The organism is Lentzea sp. HUAS12, from assembly GCF_024125735.1.
GTDB lineage: Bacteria > Actinomycetota > Actinomycetes > Mycobacteriales > Pseudonocardiaceae > Lentzea > Lentzea albida.
Map to the genome: position 1 here is coordinate 2,907,924 of NZ_CP099738.1, position 15,349 is coordinate 2,923,272.

Here is a 15,349-nt window from a genome sequence, read left to right on the forward strand (position 1 = left end):
GCGCCTTGTGTTGAAGCCCCCACACGGCCAGTCTGGAGCTTCACAGGAACGTGTTCTAGTTTCTAGGCCGAGGAGGCTCGCGTGGGCAGTCCGGTGATCGTGGGAGCGGTGCGCACGCCCATCGGCAGGCGGAACGGCTGGTTGTCCGGCCTGCACGCCGCCGAGCTCCTCGGTGCGGCACAACGAGGTCTTCTTGACAGGACAGGCCTCGATCCGTCCACCGTCGAACAGGTCATCGGCGGCTGCGTCACCCAGGCGGGCGAACAGTCGAGCAACATCACCCGGACGGCCTGGCTGCACGCGGGCCTGCCGCAGACCACCGGCGCCACCACGATCGACGCCCAGTGCGGCTCGGCCCAGCAGTCCACGCACCTCGTCGCCGGCCTGATCGCCGCGGGCGCGATCGACGCCGGCATCGCGTGCGGCGTGGAGGCGATGAGCCGCGTCCCGCTGCGCAGCAACATCGGCGAGACCGGCATGCCGCGCCCCGAGTCGTGGACGATCGACCTGCCCAACCAGTTCGTGGCAGCCGAACGCGTCGCCGCCCGCCGCGGCATCGGACGCGAGGAGGTGGACCGCTTCGGCGTCCAGTCGCAGAACCGGGCACGGGCGGCGTGGGCGGCGGGCAGGTTCACCGCCGAGGTCGTGCCGGTGAAGGTCGGGGAGGACCTGGTGGACACCGACCAGGGACTCCGCGAGACGTCACTGGAGGCACTCGCGACGCTGAAGCCGGTCGTGCCGGACGGTGTGCACACCGCGGGCACGTCGTCGCAGATCTCCGACGGCGCCTCGGCCGTGATGGTCGTGGACGAGGAGTTCGCACGAGCGCACGGCCTGAAACCCCGCGCACGGATCGTGACGCAGTGCCTGGTCGGCTCGGACCCGTACTACCACCTGGACGGCCCGGTCGACGCCACCGCGCGGCTGCTGAAGCGCAGCGGCATGAAGATGGCGGACATCGACCTGTTCGAGGTCAACGAGGCGTTCGCGTCCGTCGTGCTGTCGTGGGCGGCGGTGCACCGGCCGAACCTCGACCGGGTCAACGTCAACGGCGGCGCCATCGCCCTCGGCCATCCTGTGGGCAGCACCGGCACGCGGCTCATCACCACGGCGTTGCACGAGTTGGAGCGGCGGGACGCGAGTACGGCGTTGATCACGATGTGCGCGGGTGGGGCCATGGCGTCCGGGACGATCATCGAACGGATCTGAGGTCGGCCGCCGGGTACGGGGTTCGCCTGCTCTCGTGCTGGAAGCGGAGGAGTCCACTCACACCCCGGTCCACCTCCAACGGCGGTTGGCACGTCGTGCAGGGCTCTGAGCACGGCAACCAGGACGACACGACGCCGGCGCCGCAGTCCCTCGGTGCGCCGCTCCGGCGCCGGATCTCCGCGGTCGACAGCCGCTCCAGCCTCCAGGGCCACGTGTGCCGAGGTGCGGCGAACGGTCGGTGATCCATCAACGGTGTGCGTCGCGGTCGCGCACCAGCAGTCGGTCTCCCACAGCTCACGTCAGATCGACAGCTGCTCTCGTCGCCTCATCGTCGTCGGCTCGCAGGTGAGTTCAACGGGACACGGCGGCGTGTGCGGCGAGACGGGTCACATGATCGAACCTACTCGGCCCCGTAGACCGGCACCGGGTGGTCGTCCGCGACCAGCTTGCGCACCACCGCCCCCAACTCCTCCACCGACCAGCGCGCGCCCTTGTCGACCTCCGGCCCGCGCCGCCACCCGTGCACCACGCACACGCGCCCGCCGTCGACCTCGAACATCCGCCCCGTCACGTCCCCGGCCTCCTCGCTGCCGAGCCACACGACCAGCGGCGAGATGTTCTCCGGCGCCATCGCGTCGAAGCCGTCCTCCGGTGGCGCCATCATGTCCGCGAACGTCGCCTCGGTCATGCGGGTGCGGGCGGCCGGGGCGATCGCGTTGACCGTGACGCCGTAGCGGGCCAGTTCGGCGGCCGCGACCAGCGTCATCGAGGCGATGCCCGCCTTGGCCGCCGAGTAGTTCGCCTGGCCAACGCTGCCGAAGAGGCCCGCGCCGGACGACGTGTTGATCACGCGGCCCGACACCGCGCCGCCGGCCTTCGCGACTCCGCGCCAGTGGGCGGCGGCGTGGTGCAGGGTGGCGAAGTGGCCCTTGAGGTGGACGCGGACGACCTCGTCCCACTCGTCCTCGCTGCAGCCGACGACCATGCGGTCGCGCACGATGCCGGCGTTGTTGACCAGCACGTCGAGGCCGCCGAACGAGGACACCGCGGTCTCGACCAACCGCCGCGCGCCCGCCCAGGTGCCGACGTCGTCGGTGTTGACGACGGCCCTCGGACCGATCTGGTCCGCCACCTCGCCCGCTACGGCCGCGGACAGGTCGTTCACCACGACCCTGCACCCGGCGGCGCCGAACGCCAGCGCGTGGGCCCGGCCGATGCCCCGGCCCGCTCCCGTCACGATCACGACCCGGCTCATGCGGTACCCCCATCGGCAGCGGTCAGGAACGCGGGTGCCTCTCCCCCGCCGTGAACGACCAAGGTCGCGCCGCTCACGTAGGACGCCAGCGGTGACGCCAGGAACACGGCGCACGCGCCGACCTCGTCCGGTGACGCGAGACGCCCCAACGGAACAGTGCGAGCCACGGCCTCGATCCCGGCCTCGGAGCCGTAGTGCAGGTGCGACTGCTCCGTGCGCACCATGCCCACGGCCAGCGCGTTGACCCGCACCTTCGGCGCCCACTCGACGGCCAGCGACGACGTCAGGCTGTCCAGACCGGCCTTCGCGGCGCCGTAGGCGGCGGTACCAGGTGAGGGACGCCGTCCGCTCACGCTGCTCACGTTGACGATCGAGCCGGAGCCTTGCTCCTGCATGACCTCGTTGGCCGCCTGGGACACCAGCAGGGGCGCCAGCAGGTTCAGCTCGACGATCTTCGAGTGGAAGCGCGGCGAGGCCTTGTCCGCCAAAGCGAACGGCGCCCCTCCCGCGTTGTTCACCACCACGTCCACCCGACCGTGCTCGGCGACGATCCCGGACACCAGCTCGGACACCTGGTCGGCGTCCCGCACGTCGCACGGCACGAACGACGCGCCGTCGACCTCCGCGGGGCGTCGCGCACATGTCACGACGGTCGCGCCCGCGGACAGGAACGCGCGGGTGATGCCGAGACCGACACCCCGCACGCCTCCCGTCACCAGGACCACTGCTCCGTGAAGGTCCAGTTCCACCAGCACCTACCCCGGTCGCTTCGGCACTGCTAAATTACCAAGCAATCGCTTGGTTCGGAAGGCGGCTCCATGGGAATCTCCAGCAGCCACACCGAAAACGGCATCATCGAGGTCACCGTCGACTACCCGCCGGTCAACGCCATCCCGTCACAGGGCTGGTTCGAGCTGGCCAGGGCCGTGACGGCCGCGGGCGAGGACCCGGACGCGCGGGTGGTGGTCCTCAGGGCCGAGAACCGCGGTTTCTGCGCGGGCGTCGACCTCAAGGAGATCCAGCGCGCCGAGGGCTACAACGCGCTCGTGGCGGCGAACCGGGGCTGCGCCAAGGCGTTCGCGGCCGTGTACGACTGCGAGGTGCCGGTGATCGCCGCGGTGAACGGGTTCTGCCTCGGCGGCGGTGTCGGGCTGGTCGGCAACGCGGACATCATCGTCGCCTCGGACGACGCCACGTTCGGCCTGCCCGAGGTCGATCGCGGGGCCCTCGGCGCGGCGACGCACCTGGCCAGGCTCGTGCCGCAGCACCTCATGCGGACGCTGTACTACACCGCGCGCAACGTCAGCGCGCAGACGTTGCACCACCACGGGAGCGTCGTCGAGGTCGTGCCACGCGCACAGCTGGACGAGGCGGCCCGCGAGATCGCCGGAGAGATCGCGAAGAAGGACACGTCGGTGATCCGCGCGGCCAAGGAGGCCATCAACGGCATCGACCCGCAGCGCGTGCACCAGAGCTACCGCTTCGAGCAGGGCTTCACCTTCGAGCTCAACCTCACCGGTGTGTCGGACCACGCCCGGCAGGCCTTCCTGGACGGACACCATGCGCGACAAGCGAATGACGGCTGACGAGGTCGTCGGCACCATCAAGGACGGGATGACCGTCGGCATCGGCGGCTGGGGCTCGCGGCGCAAGCCGATGACGCTGGTCAAAGCGTTGCTGAAGAGTCCAGCCACAGACCTGACCGTGGTCACGTACGGCGGCCCGGACGCCGGGTTGCTGTGCGCGGCGGGCAAGGTCCGCAAGCTCGTCTACGGGTTCGTCTCGCTCGACTCGATCCCGTACGACCCGTGGTTCAAACGGGCGCGCGAGACCGGCGCGATCGAGGTCCTCGAACTGGACGAGGGCATGTTCCAGACGGGGCTGCGGGCCGCGGCGCACCGGTTGCCGTTCCTGCCGATCAGGGCGGGCCTCGGCTCGGACGTGCTGAAGTACGCGCCGGAGCTCAAGACCGTGCGGTCGCCGTACGACGACGGCGAGGAACTGGTCGCGATGCCGGCGTTGAAGCTCGACGTCGCCTTGGTCCACCTGAACCGCGCCGACAAGCACGGCAACGCCCAGTACCTCGGGCCCGACCCGTACTTCGACGACCTGTTCTGCCTGGCCGCGGACCGGCGTTACGTCTCGTGCGAGCAGGTCGTGGAGTCGTTCGACGGGCCGCCGCAGACGTTGCTGCTCAACCGGATGATGGTCGACGGCGTGGTGCAGGCGCCCGGTGGAGCGGGGTTCACGAGCTGCGTGCCCGACTACGGCCGCGACGAGGCCCTCCAGCGCGAGTACGCCAACGCCGCCACGGACCTGGAGCAGTGGCCGGACTTCTACGAGAGGTTCCTCGAATGAGCGACATCACGCGAGCAGAGGTCTGCGTCGCCGCGTGCGCCGACCTGTTCCTCGGCGCCGGTGAGACGCTCGCCAGCCCGATGGGCCTCATCCCGTCGCTCGGGGCGAAACTGGCCAGGCTGACGGACGAACCCGACCTGCTGCTGAGCGACGGCGAGGCGTTCCTGCTCACGCCCGAGTCCACTGTGGAGGGCTGGCTGCCGTACCGGAAGGTGTTCGACGTCGTCGCGCACGGCCGCCGGCACGTCGTGATGGGCGCGAACCAGGTCGACCGGTTCGGCAACCAGAACATCTCCGCCATCGGCGACCACGCGAGGCCCACCCGGCAACTCCTGGGCTTCCGCGGCGCACCGGGCAACACCGTCAACCACCGCACCAGCTACTGGGTGCCTCGGCACAGCCCCCGTGTGCTGGTCGAGGCCGTGGACGTGGTGTCCGGTGTCGGCTACGACCGCGCGGCCGGGCCGTTCCACGACGTCCACCGCGTGGTCACGAACCTCGCCGTGCTCGACTTCGGCACCCCCGACCACTCGATGCGCATCGTCTCCGTGCACCCCGGCGTATCCGTCGACGAGGTGCAGAAGCAGACGTCGTTCCCGCTCGTCGCCGAGGACGTCGGCGAGACCCGCCTGCCGACCGGCGGGGAACTGGACCTGATCAGGACGAGGCTCGACCCGCAGGGCAAGCGGGACAAGGAGGTCCCGTCATGAGGACGGCCCTGACCGAGCTGGTCGGCGTGCGGCACCCGGTCGTGCAGACCGGCATGGGGTGGGTCGCGGGCCCGCGGCTGGTCTCCGCGACCGCCGAGGCCGGTGGGCTCGGCATCCTGGCCTCCGCGACCATGACCTACCCCGAGCTCGAAGCCGCCATCAAGGAGACCCGCTCCCGCACGTCGGCGCCCTTCGGCGTGAACCTCAGAGCCGACGCGCACGACGCCCCGGAACGGATCGACCTGCTGATCCGCGAACAGGTGAAGGTCGCCTCCTTCGCGCTGGCCCCGAAACCCGACATGATCGCGAAGCTGAACGACGCCGGGGTCGTGGTGATCCCGTCGATCGGTGCGGCGAGGCACGCCGAGAAGGTCGCGCAGTGGGGCGCGCACGCGGTGATCGTGCAGGGCGGCGAGGGCGGCGGGCACACCGGCGGTGTCGCGACGACGTTGCTGCTCCCGAGCGTGCTGGACGCCGTCGACATCCCGGTGGTCGCGGCCGGCGGCTTCTTCGACGGCCGCGGGCTCGCGGCGGCGCTCGCGTACGGCGCGGCCGGCATCGCGATGGGCACGAGGTTCCTGCTCACCCGGGAAAGCACCGTTCCGGACGCGGTCAAACACGCCTACCTCCACCGGGATCTCAACGGCACGGTCGTGACCACCCGCGTCGACGGACTCCCGCACCGCGTCCTGCGCTCGGACCTGGTCGAGCACCTCGAGAGGTCCGGCCGGATCAGCGGCCTGGCGCGAGCCGTCGCGAACGCGGCCAGGTTCCGGCAGCACACCGGGCTGACGTGGCGCGCGATGATCCGCGAGGGCCTGGCCATGAAGCACGGCAGAGACCTCACCTGGTCGCAGGTCGTCATGGCGGCGAACACGCCGATGCTGCTGCGGGCAGGCCTCGTCGAGGGCCGCACCGACGCCGGCGTGCTCGCGTCCGGCCAGGTCGCCGGACTGCTCGGCGACCTGCCGACGTGCGCGGACCTGGTCGAGGGGATCGTGAAGGACGCCGAGGCGGCGATCGACCGGCTCAGAGACGTTCGATGATCGTCACGTTCGCCTGACCACCGCCCTCGCACATCGTCTGCAGCCCGTACCGGCCGCCCGTCCGCTCCAGCTCGTGCAGCAAGGTGGTGAACAGCTTCGTGCCGGTCGCGCCGATCGGGTGACCCAGCGCGAGCGCTCCCCCGTTCACGTTCACGCGCCCGAGATCGACCTTCAGCTCCTTGGCCCACGCCATGGCCACCGACGCGAACGCCTCGTTGATCTCGAACAGGTCGATGTCCGAAATGGACATCCCGGCGCGCTCCAGCGCGTACTTCGTCGCCCGGATCGGCGCGGTGAGCATGTAGATCGGGTCCGAGCCGCGGGCGGACATGTGGTGCACGCGGGCTCGTGGCGTCAGCTTGTGCTCGCGCACGGCCTGTTCCGACACGACCAGCACCGCCGAGGCGCCGTCGGAGATCTGCGACGACAACGCCGCCGTCGTCCGCCCGCCGGGACGCAACGGCTGGAGCTTCGCCATCTTCTCGGCGCTGGTGTCCGGACGTGGGCACTCGTCGGCCGCGATGCCGTTGACCGGCGCGATCTCGCGGTCGAACCGGCCCTCCTTGATCGCGGTGATCGCCCGCAGGTGGCTCTGCAGCGCGAAGTCCTCCATCTCGCGCCGCGACAGGTCCCACCGGACGGCGATCAGGTCGGCCGCCCGGAACTGGCTGACCTCCTCGTCGCCGTAGCGGTGCTGCCAGCCCTCGCAGCCCTCGAACGGGCTGCCCACCTGCGAACCGGCCGTCATCGCCGAGCCGATCGGCACCTGCGACATGTTCTGCACACCGCCCGCGACGACGACGTCGGCCGTGCCGCTCATCACCGCCTGCGCCGCGAAGTGCAGCGCCTGCTGGCTCGACCCGCACTGGCGGTCGACCGTCACGCCCGGCACCTGCTCCGGGAACCCGGCGGCCAGCCAGGACGTCCGCGCGATGTCGCCCGCCTGCGGGCCGACGGTGTCCACGCAACCGAAGATCACGTCGTCCACGTCCGTCGGGTCGACGTCCACGCGGTTGAGCAGCGCCGTGATCACGTGCGCGCCGAGATCTGCCGGGTGGACGTGGCTCAGCTCGCCACCACGCCTGCCCGCCGGGGTCCGCACAGCCTCGATGATGTACGCCTCGGCCACGAGGGGCCCTCCTTCAAGCTATGTCTTGGAGTTCTTCCGGCGGCCCGTGGCGATGCCGTCGAGCAGGATCGCGAGGTACTGGTCGGCCACCGCCTCCGCGCGCAGTTCGCCGTCCGGCCGGTACCAGCGCACGGCCACCCACACCGTGTCGCGGATGAACCGGTACGCCACGTCCACGTCGAGGTCGGCGCGGAACACGCCCGCGCTGATCCCCTCCTCCAGCAGCACCGTCCACAGCTTGCGGAACTCCACGCTGCGGTCGTCGATGTAGGAGAACCGCTCCAGGCCGGTGAGGTGCTTGGCCTCGTTCTGGTAGATCGCGACGGCGGCGTGCCGGGTGTCGATCGACTCGAACGACGCCACGACCAGGGCCTTCAACGTCTGCTTGGGGCCGAGCCCGGCGTCGACGATCTCCCGGTACCGCGTGAACAGCTCGTCCAGGAACGTCCGCAGGATCTCGTCCACCATCGACTCCTTGGAGTCGAAGTGGTGGTAGAGGCTGCCGGACAGGATCCCCGCCGCGTCCGCGATGTCGCGCACGGTCGTCTGCCCGTACCCGCGTTCGGCGAACATCCTCGCCGCCAACGCGAGCAGTTCCTGCCTTCTGGTGCTCACGGTCTTACCTTCCTCACGGGTGCTGACTGCTCACCGAGACGACCTCGCCCGTCAGGTAGGACGAGTAGTCGCTGGCGAGGAACACGATCACATTCGCGACCTCCCACGGCTCGGCGGCGCGCCCGAAAGCCTCCCGGGACGCCAGTTCCGTCAGCAACTCCTCACTGGTGACCTTGGTCAAGAACGGGTGCGCCGCCAAGCTCGGCGCGACCGCGTTCACCCGGATGCCGTGCTCGGCGACGTCCATCGCGGCGCACCTCGTCAGCGCCATGACGCCCGCTTTCGCTGCGGCGTAATGGGCTTGACCCTTCTGGGCGCGCCAGCCGATCACACTGGAGTTGTTAACGACGACACCGCTTCGTTGGACGACCATTCGGCGTAACGCGGCCCTGGTGCAGCGGAAGGTGCCGTTCAGCGTGACGTCGAGGACTTTCGCCCACTCGTCGTCGGTCATGTCCAGGACGGACTTCTCGCCGCCCAGACCGGCGTTGTTGACCATCACGTCGATGCGGCCGTAGCGCTCGACCGTCTCGTCGACCAGGTGCTGCACCTGCTGCTCGTCGGTGACGTCGCACGGGACGGCGTGGGCGGTGCCGAGAGCCTTGTGCGTCTCCTTGAGGCGGCGCTCGTGCCAGTCGCTGATGACCACCGTGGCGCCCTCTTCGAGGCACCTCCTGGCGGTCGCGCTGCCGATGCCGGTGCCCGCTGCGGCCGTGACCACGACGACCTTGTCCCGGAGCAGGTCGTGGCCGGTCATCGCGGCAGTCCCAGGACGCGGTGGGCGATGATCTCGCGCTGGATCTCGTCCGAGCCGCCGTAGATCGTCTCCGCGCGGCTGAACAGGAACAGGCGCTGCCACTCGTTGTCGTCGATCATCGACTCGGGCCCGAGCGAGTCCATCGCGAGCTCGCCGAGCCGGCGGTGCCAGCTCCCCCAGAACAGCTTCAGCACGGACGCCTCCGGGCCCGGTTCGTCGTTCAGGGTCCTCATGGTGTGCGAACGCATCACGTGCAGTTCGAGCCACGCCCTGGTGAGGCGTTCGTCGTCCGGGTTCGTGGCCATGATCGCGTCGAGCTGGCGGCGGAAGCCCACCTGGTGGCCGAGCATCGCCGTGCCGCGTTCGAAGCCGAGGGTGGCCATGGCGATCTTCCAGCCCTCACCGGGTTCGCCCACGACGTTGGTGCGCGCCGTCACCGCTTCGTCGAAGAAGACCTCGTTGAACTCCGACGTGCCGGTGAGCTGGCGGATCGGCCGGACCTCGACGCCGGGCTGGTTCATCGGCACGAGCAGGTACGAGAGGCCGTGGTGCCGTTGCGAACCGGGTTCGGTGCGGCACAGCACGAAGATCCAGTCCGAGTAGTGCGCGTTCGACGTCCAGATCTTCTGGCCGTTGATCACCCACCGGTCGCCGTCCAGGGTGGCCCTGGTCTGCACGGACGCGAGGTCCGAGCCGGCGCCGGGTTCGGAGTAGCCCTGGCACCACAGCTCGTCGAGCGCGCGGATCTTCGGCAGGAAGCGCGCCTTCTGCTCCGGTGTGCCGAAGGCGAGGAGCGTCGGGCCGAGCAGGCCCTCGCCCACGATGTCGACCTTCGCCGGCGCGTCGGCCTCCGCGTACTCCTCGTGGAAGACCACCTGCTCCTCCACGCTGCGATCGCCGGGCCAGCCGAGGCACGTCCACCCGCTCCGCGCGAGGTGGCGGTGCCACCGCAGCCTGCCCTCGAACGCCTCGTGCTCGCGACCCGGTCCACCCAGGCCGCGCAGCTCAGCGAACTCACCGACGAGGTTGGCGGACAACCATTCCCGCACCTCGCGCCGGAAGGACTCCATGGGCCATACTCTAACCTACCAAGCACTTGCTTTGGAGGGCGTTGTGGCCGTAGATCCAAGCAGGCAAACGGTTTCAGCCGTGCTCGACCGCGCTGCTGCTTCGTACATCGACGCGGAGGCGTTGGTGGACGGGGAGGTCCGCCTCAGCTGGCTCGAGCTCCGCTCGGCGGTGCTCGACGCGGCGCGCGCCCTCGTGGGGACGGGCGTCCGTCCGGGTGATCGGGTGGCCCTGTGCGCGCCCAACTCGGCGCGGTGGGTGGTCGCGGCGCTCGGGGCGTTGCGGGCGGGCGCCGCACTCGTGCCGATCAACACCCGGTTCACCGCGACGGAGACGCTGGACGTGCTCCGCCGCAGTGCCGCTCGGGTGCTGGTCGTGGAGGGCGAGTTCCTCGGCCGCGACCGGGAGGCGGAACTCCGTGCGCTGTCCCCGGAACTGCCCGCGGTGGTGCGACTGCCGGCCACGTGGGTTCCGGCCGACGTCGATCTGCCCGAGCTTTCCGGGGAAGCGTTGTGCGACGTCATGTTCACCTCCGGCACGACGGGGCGCAGCAAGGGGGCGATGAGCGCGCACCGGCAGTCGATCGGGGTGGCCGAGGCCTGGGCGGCCTGTGGCGAGCTGACCTCCGCGGACCGGTACCTGGTCGTCAACCCCTTCTTCCACACCTTCGGGTACAAGGCGGGGATCCTCGCCTGCCTGCTCACCGGCGCGACGATCGTGCCGCAGCCGGTGTTCGACGTCGTCGAGACGATGCGGCTGGTCGAGCGGGAGCGGATCACCGTGCTGCCGGGGCCGCCGACGATCTTCCAGACGCTCCTCGACCACCCGGACCGCGGCTCGTTCGACCTGTCGAGCCTGCGGCTCGCCGTCACCGGCGCCGCGGTCGTTCCGGTGGTGCTGATCGAACGGATGCGGGCGGAGCTCTCGCTGACCGTGCTCACCGCGTACGGGCTGACCGAGGCAGTGGTCGCCACGATGTGCCGTCCGGGTGACTCGCCGGAGACGGTCGCGGACACCTGCGGGGCGCCGATGGCGGGGTTCGAACTGCGGCTGGGCGCACGGGACGAGGTGCTGTTGCGCGGCCCCAACGTGATGCTCGGGTACCTCGACGACCCGGTCGCCACCGCCGAGGCCGTCGATGCCGACGGCTGGTTGCACACCGGTGACGTCGGACGGCTGGACTCCCGCGGCTACCTGTCCATCACCGACCGGCTCAAGGACATGTACATCTGCGGCGGGTTCAACGTCTACCCCGCCGAGGTCGAGCAGGCACTGGCCCGGTTGCCCGGGGTCGCCGAGGTGGCCGTGGTCGGCAGGGCGGATGCGCGGCTCGGCGAGGTGGGGCTCGCCTTCGTCGTGACGGCGCCGGGGTCCTCGCTCAGCGAGTCCGACGTGATCGCGTTCTGCCGCGAACGGCTGGCCAACTACAAGGTGCCGCGCGCGGTCGAGTTCGTGCCGGCACTCCCCCGCAACGCGATGGGCAAGGTCCTCAAAACCCAACTGCGCAAGGAGAACGCGTGACAGTCTCGTATGAGCGGCGGGACGCGGTCGCCGTCGTGACCATGAACCGCCCCGAGTACCGCAACGCGCAGAACTCGGCGATGACCTACGCGTTGGACGAGGCCTTCACCCGCGCGGTCGACGACGACGAGGTCAAGGTGATCGTCCTGGCGGGCGCCGGCGACCACTTCTCCGCGGGCCACGACATCGGTTCTCCCGGCCGTGACGTCGACGTCTCCTTCGAGCGCAGGGCCGTGATGTGGTGGGACCACGTCGGCCGCGAGGGCGGTGACCTCCGGTTCGCCCGCGAGATGGAGGTCTACCTCGGCATGTGCCGGCGGTGGCGGGAGATCCCGAAGCCGACGATCGCGATGGTGCAGGGCGCGTGCGTGGCCGGCGGCCTGATGCTCGCCTGGGTGTGCGACCTGATCGTCGCCTCCGAGGACGCGTTCTTCGCCGATCCCGTGGTGCGCATGGGGATCCCGGGCGTCGAGTACTTCGCCCACCCGTGGGTGCTCGGGCCGCGCGCCGCCAAGGAGGTGCTCTTCACCGGCGACCGGTTCTCCGCCCAGCGCGCCTACGAGTGGGGCATGGTCTCGCGCGTCGTGCCGCGTGCCTCGCTGGAGTCGTCCGTGTTCGAGCTGGCCGGTCGGATCTCGGCGATGCCGCGGTTCGGGCTGGCGCTCGCCAAGAAGGCGGTCAACCAGTCCGAGGACCTGATGGGCCTGCGCGCCGGCATGGACTCGGTGTTCGGGCTGCACCACTTCGCGCACGCGCACAACGCCGAGGTGAGCTCCGACGCGCTGGCGGGGATGGACGCCCGCGCGATGAAGAAGGCCTCCGGCTGATGGACCTCTCGTTGGATGCGGAGACCCTGTCGTTCCAGGCCGAGGTGCGCGCCTGGCTGGCCGCACACGTGCGTTCACTGTCCTCAATGGACACCGCCGGGGGCTTCGAGGAACACCGCGCTTGGGAACGTTCGCTGGCCGCCGAGCGGCTGTCGGTGGTGTCGTGGCCCGCGGTCTACGGCGGCCGGGAGGCCTCGCTGCTGCAGTGGCTGGTGTTCGAGGAGGAGTACCACGCCTCGGGCGCGCCGGGACGCGTGTCGCAGAACGGCATCTTCCTGCTGGCGCCGACGTTGTTCGCGCACGGCACCGACGAGCAACGCGCGCGGATCCTTCCCGCGATGGCCCGCGCCGACGAGGTGTGGGCGCAGGCCTGGTCGGAACCCGAGGCGGGGTCGGACCTGGCGTCGTTGCGCAGCACGGCCACCCGCTGCGACGGCGGCTGGCTGCTGCGCGGCCAGAAGACCTGGAGCTCCCGCGCGGCGTTCGCGGACCGCGCGTTCGGCCTGTTCCGCACCGGCCCCGGCGAACGCCACCGCGGCCTGACCTACCTGCTCTTCGACCTGCGTTCGGACGGCGTCACCGTGCGCCCGATCGACCAGCTCGACGGCGAGCCGGGCTTCGCCGAGATCTTCCTGGACGACGTGTTCGTGCCGGACCACGACGTCGTCGGCGAGGTCGGCGACGGCTGGCGCGTGGCGATGAGCACCGCGGGCAACGAGCGTGGCCTCACCCTGCGCTCACCGGGCCGTTTCACCGCCGCGGCCTCCCGCCTGGTCGAGCTCTACCGCAAGAACCCGGACCCGGCCCTGCGCGACCGCGTCGTCGACGCGTGGATCGGCGCACAGGCCTACCGCCTCCACACCTTCGGTGCCCTGGCCTCGCCGTTGAGCGGACCGGCCGCGAGCGTGACGAAGGTGTTCTGGTCGGAGCTGGACGTCGCCCTGCACGAGACGGCGCTCGACCTCCTGGGCGAGGTGGCGCCGGGGTGGCGGGACGGGTGGCTGTTCTCGTTGTCGGGGCCGATCTACGCGGGCACCAACGAGATCCAGCGCAACGTGATCGCCGAACGACTCCTGGGGCTGCCGCGATGATGTTCACGCTCTCGGCGGAGCAGACCGACTTCGCCTCCGTGCTGCACGACTTCCTGGGGGCGGGCGGGACGGACCTGGCGTCGCTCGGGGTGGACGAGGTGACGGACCCGGTCGACCTGGTGGTGCTGTTCGAGGAGGTGGGGCACCACGCGGTGGCGGGACCGCTGGTGGAGACGCTCGCGGTGGTTCCGGCGCTGATCGGGTCGTCGGGCGGATCGAGCTGTTCCGTGGCGTTCCCTCCCCTGCTCCCCCACGCCCTCGAAGCCGACCGCTACCTCCTGGTCGACGGCGAGACCCTCCGCGAGGGCACTCCCACCACCGAACTCGACTCCGTCGACCCCACGCGCCGCCTGGTCGAACTCACCCCCGGCCCGGTGATCGCGACCGGCGCGCCCACCGCCAGAGCGTTCGATCTGGGCGTCCTCACCACCTCCGCCCAGCTCCTGGGCCTCGGCCGCGCCCTGCTCGAGATGACCACCGAGCACGCCAAGGCCCGCACCCAGTTCGGCACGCCGATCGGCCGGTTCCAGGCGGTCAAGCACCACCTCGCGAACGTCCTCATCGGACTCGAGCTCGCCCGGCCGCTGGTGTTCGGCGCCGCCGTGACCATGAGCGCGCGGGACGTGTCCGCCGCCAAGGTCGCCACCTCCGACGCCGCGTGGCAGGCCGCTCGCGTCGCGTTGCAGGTGCACGGGGCGATCGGGTACACCGCCGAGCACGGGCTCGGGCGGTTCCTGCTGCAGACCCGAGCCCTGCGCACGGCGTGGGGCAGTCCGTCGATGCACCGAGCACGTGTGCTGGAGGCGTTGTGACACCGGAACAACTGGCTCTCAGGGACGCCGTCCGCAGCCTGCTGGAGAAGCACTCGGACGTGCGCGCGGCCATCGAGACCCCGCACGGCTACGACAAGGACCTGTGGGCCCGGCTCACCGACATCGGCGTGCTGCCGATCCCCGAGCGATACGGCGGTTCGGGCGCGACACGAGCCGAGACCACCATCGCGCTCGAAGAGCTCGGCCGCACCCTCACGCCCTCGCCGCTGCTGGCGTCGATGCTGGCCGTCGAGGCGCTGCTGGCCGCGGAGAACGAGGAGGCGTGCGAGCGGTTGTTGCCGCGGATCGCGGACGGGACGGTCGCCACGCTCATCTGGCCCTGGCACGGCACCGAGTACGACCTCGACGGTCCAGCGCGCTACGTGCTGAACGGCGACACCGCCGAGATCGTCCTCGCGACCGACGGCACCGACCTGTACGAGGTCGACCCCGGCGCCGCCCGCGAGCACACCCCGACCATGGACCAGACCCGCCGCCTCGCCACCGTCACACCCAGCGGCGCCACCCGCCTGGGTCCGTGGGATCCGCAAATCCGCGACATCGCATTGGCCGCGTTGTGCGCCGAACAGGTCGGCACGGCCGCGCGAGCCCTGGAGCTCACCGTCGAGTACACCAAGACCAGGGTCCAGTTCGGCAGGCCGATCGGCTCGTTCCAGGCGTTGAAGCACCGCATGGCCGACATGCACGTTCTGGTGGAGACCGCGAGGTCGGCCGCGGGAGCGGTCACCGACGAGATCTCGGCGGCGGTGGCGAAGGTGTACTGCTCGGAGGCGTTGTTCGAGGTCGCGGCCGAGATGGTCCAGTTGCACGGCGGCATCGCGATCACGTGGGAGCACGACGCGCACCTCTACCTGAAGCGGGCGCACGGCAGCGGACAGCTGTTCGGCAGCCCTGTCGTGCACCTCGAACGCCTCAAGGCCAAAATCTGAC

At 70.6% G+C, this 15,349-nt stretch carries 16 protein-coding genes; 10 read left to right on the forward strand and 6 right to left on the reverse strand.

Annotated elements, in window-relative coordinates:
• Positions 1 to 81 precede the first annotated feature (81 nt).
• On the forward strand, positions 82 to 1,209 hold the full coding sequence (locus ND450_RS12750) for a steroid 3-ketoacyl-CoA thiolase (protein ID WP_253326349.1): 1,128 nt from the start codon (positions 82 to 84) through the stop codon (positions 1,207 to 1,209).
• A 400-nt stretch (positions 1,210 to 1,609) separates the two neighbouring features.
• Here ND450_RS12750 and ND450_RS12755 read toward each other — a convergent pair whose 3' ends face one another.
• Together ND450_RS12755 and ND450_RS12760 are read right to left on the reverse strand one after the other, a co-directional pair.
• The gene (locus ND450_RS12755; protein WP_253326350.1) at positions 1,610 to 2,464 is read right to left on the reverse strand and encodes an SDR family oxidoreductase; all 855 of its coding nucleotides are present in this window, start codon (positions 2,462 to 2,464) and stop codon (positions 1,610 to 1,612) included.
• Entirely contained in the window at positions 2,461 to 3,219 is a 759-nt protein-coding gene (locus ND450_RS12760; RefSeq protein WP_253326351.1) for an SDR family oxidoreductase, read from the reverse strand. Before ND450_RS12760 ends, ND450_RS12755 begins: the two co-directional genes overlap by 4 nt.
• Positions 3,220 to 3,282: 63 nt before the next feature.
• Between ND450_RS12760 and ND450_RS12765 the strand changes: the two genes are divergently transcribed.
• From ND450_RS12765 to ND450_RS12780, 4 genes are read left to right on the forward strand one after another with little or no spacing between them, the layout of a single operon-like run.
• Positions 3,283 to 4,050, forward strand: coding sequence for an enoyl-CoA hydratase family protein (locus ND450_RS12765; protein ID WP_253326352.1), 768 nt, complete (start codon positions 3,283 to 3,285; stop codon positions 4,048 to 4,050).
• Complete coding sequence (locus tag ND450_RS12770; protein ID WP_253326353.1) at positions 4,025 to 4,822, forward strand: CoA transferase subunit A; 798 nt, start codon at positions 4,025 to 4,027, stop codon at positions 4,820 to 4,822. The genes ND450_RS12765 and ND450_RS12770 overlap by 26 nt, the downstream gene beginning before the upstream one ends.
• A complete protein-coding gene (locus tag ND450_RS12775) occupies positions 4,819 to 5,532 on the forward strand; it encodes a CoA-transferase subunit beta (protein WP_253326354.1) in 714 nt (237 codons plus the stop codon). Before ND450_RS12770 ends, ND450_RS12775 begins: the two co-directional genes overlap by 4 nt.
• Positions 5,529 to 6,578: a nitronate monooxygenase family protein gene (locus ND450_RS12780; RefSeq protein ID WP_253326355.1), complete on the forward strand. Its 1,050-nt coding sequence runs from the start codon at positions 5,529 to 5,531 to the stop codon at positions 6,576 to 6,578. The genes ND450_RS12775 and ND450_RS12780 overlap by 4 nt, the downstream gene beginning before the upstream one ends.
• Here the strand turns inward: ND450_RS12780 and ND450_RS12785 are convergent.
• The 4 genes from ND450_RS12785 to ND450_RS12800 are packed head-to-tail and all read right to left on the reverse strand — an operon-like array spanning position 6,562 to position 10,149.
• The gene (locus ND450_RS12785; RefSeq protein WP_253326356.1) at positions 6,562 to 7,707 is read right to left on the reverse strand and encodes an acetyl-CoA C-acetyltransferase; all 1,146 of its coding nucleotides are present in this window, start codon (positions 7,705 to 7,707) and stop codon (positions 6,562 to 6,564) included. The two genes, ND450_RS12780 and ND450_RS12785, sit on opposite strands and share 17 nt — an antisense overlap.
• 18 nt (positions 7,708 to 7,725) lie before the next feature.
• Positions 7,726 to 8,322 carry a TetR/AcrR family transcriptional regulator gene (locus ND450_RS12790; protein WP_256557497.1) on the reverse strand — a complete coding sequence of 199 codons (597 nt, stop codon included), beginning with the start codon at positions 8,320 to 8,322 and terminating at the stop codon, positions 7,726 to 7,728.
• A gap of 13 nt (positions 8,323 to 8,335) precedes the next feature.
• On the reverse strand, positions 8,336 to 9,079 hold the full coding sequence (locus ND450_RS12795) for an SDR family oxidoreductase (RefSeq protein ID WP_253326357.1): 744 nt from the start codon (positions 9,077 to 9,079) through the stop codon (positions 8,336 to 8,338).
• Positions 9,076 to 10,149 (reverse strand): acyl-CoA dehydrogenase family protein, encoded by a 1,074-nt coding sequence (locus ND450_RS12800; protein ID WP_253326358.1) that lies wholly within the window; start codon positions 10,147 to 10,149, stop codon positions 9,076 to 9,078. The genes ND450_RS12795 and ND450_RS12800 overlap by 4 nt, the downstream gene beginning before the upstream one ends.
• Here ND450_RS12800 and ND450_RS12805 point away from each other — a divergent pair.
• Genes ND450_RS12805 through ND450_RS12825 form a run of 5 tightly spaced genes read left to right on the forward strand, consistent with a single transcriptional unit; the run spans position 10,148 to position 15,348 of the window.
• Complete coding sequence (locus ND450_RS12805) at positions 10,148 to 11,668, forward strand: FadD3 family acyl-CoA ligase (protein ID WP_256557498.1); 1,521 nt, start codon at positions 10,148 to 10,150, stop codon at positions 11,666 to 11,668. The two genes, ND450_RS12800 and ND450_RS12805, sit on opposite strands and share 2 nt — an antisense overlap.
• Positions 11,665 to 12,495, forward strand: coding sequence for an enoyl-CoA hydratase (locus ND450_RS12810; protein WP_253326360.1), 831 nt, complete (start codon positions 11,665 to 11,667; stop codon positions 12,493 to 12,495). Before ND450_RS12805 ends, ND450_RS12810 begins: the two co-directional genes overlap by 4 nt.
• On the forward strand, positions 12,495 to 13,586 hold the full coding sequence (locus ND450_RS12815) for an acyl-CoA dehydrogenase family protein (protein ID WP_253326361.1): 1,092 nt from the start codon (positions 12,495 to 12,497) through the stop codon (positions 13,584 to 13,586). The genes ND450_RS12810 and ND450_RS12815 overlap by 1 nt, the downstream gene beginning before the upstream one ends.
• Entirely contained in the window at positions 13,583 to 14,398 is an 816-nt protein-coding gene (locus tag ND450_RS12820; RefSeq protein ID WP_253326362.1) for an acyl-CoA dehydrogenase family protein, read from the forward strand. Before ND450_RS12815 ends, ND450_RS12820 begins: the two co-directional genes overlap by 4 nt.
• Positions 14,395 to 15,348, forward strand: coding sequence for an acyl-CoA dehydrogenase family protein (locus ND450_RS12825; protein ID WP_253326363.1), 954 nt, complete (start codon positions 14,395 to 14,397; stop codon positions 15,346 to 15,348). Before ND450_RS12820 ends, ND450_RS12825 begins: the two co-directional genes overlap by 4 nt.
• Position 15,349 lies beyond the last annotated feature (1 nt).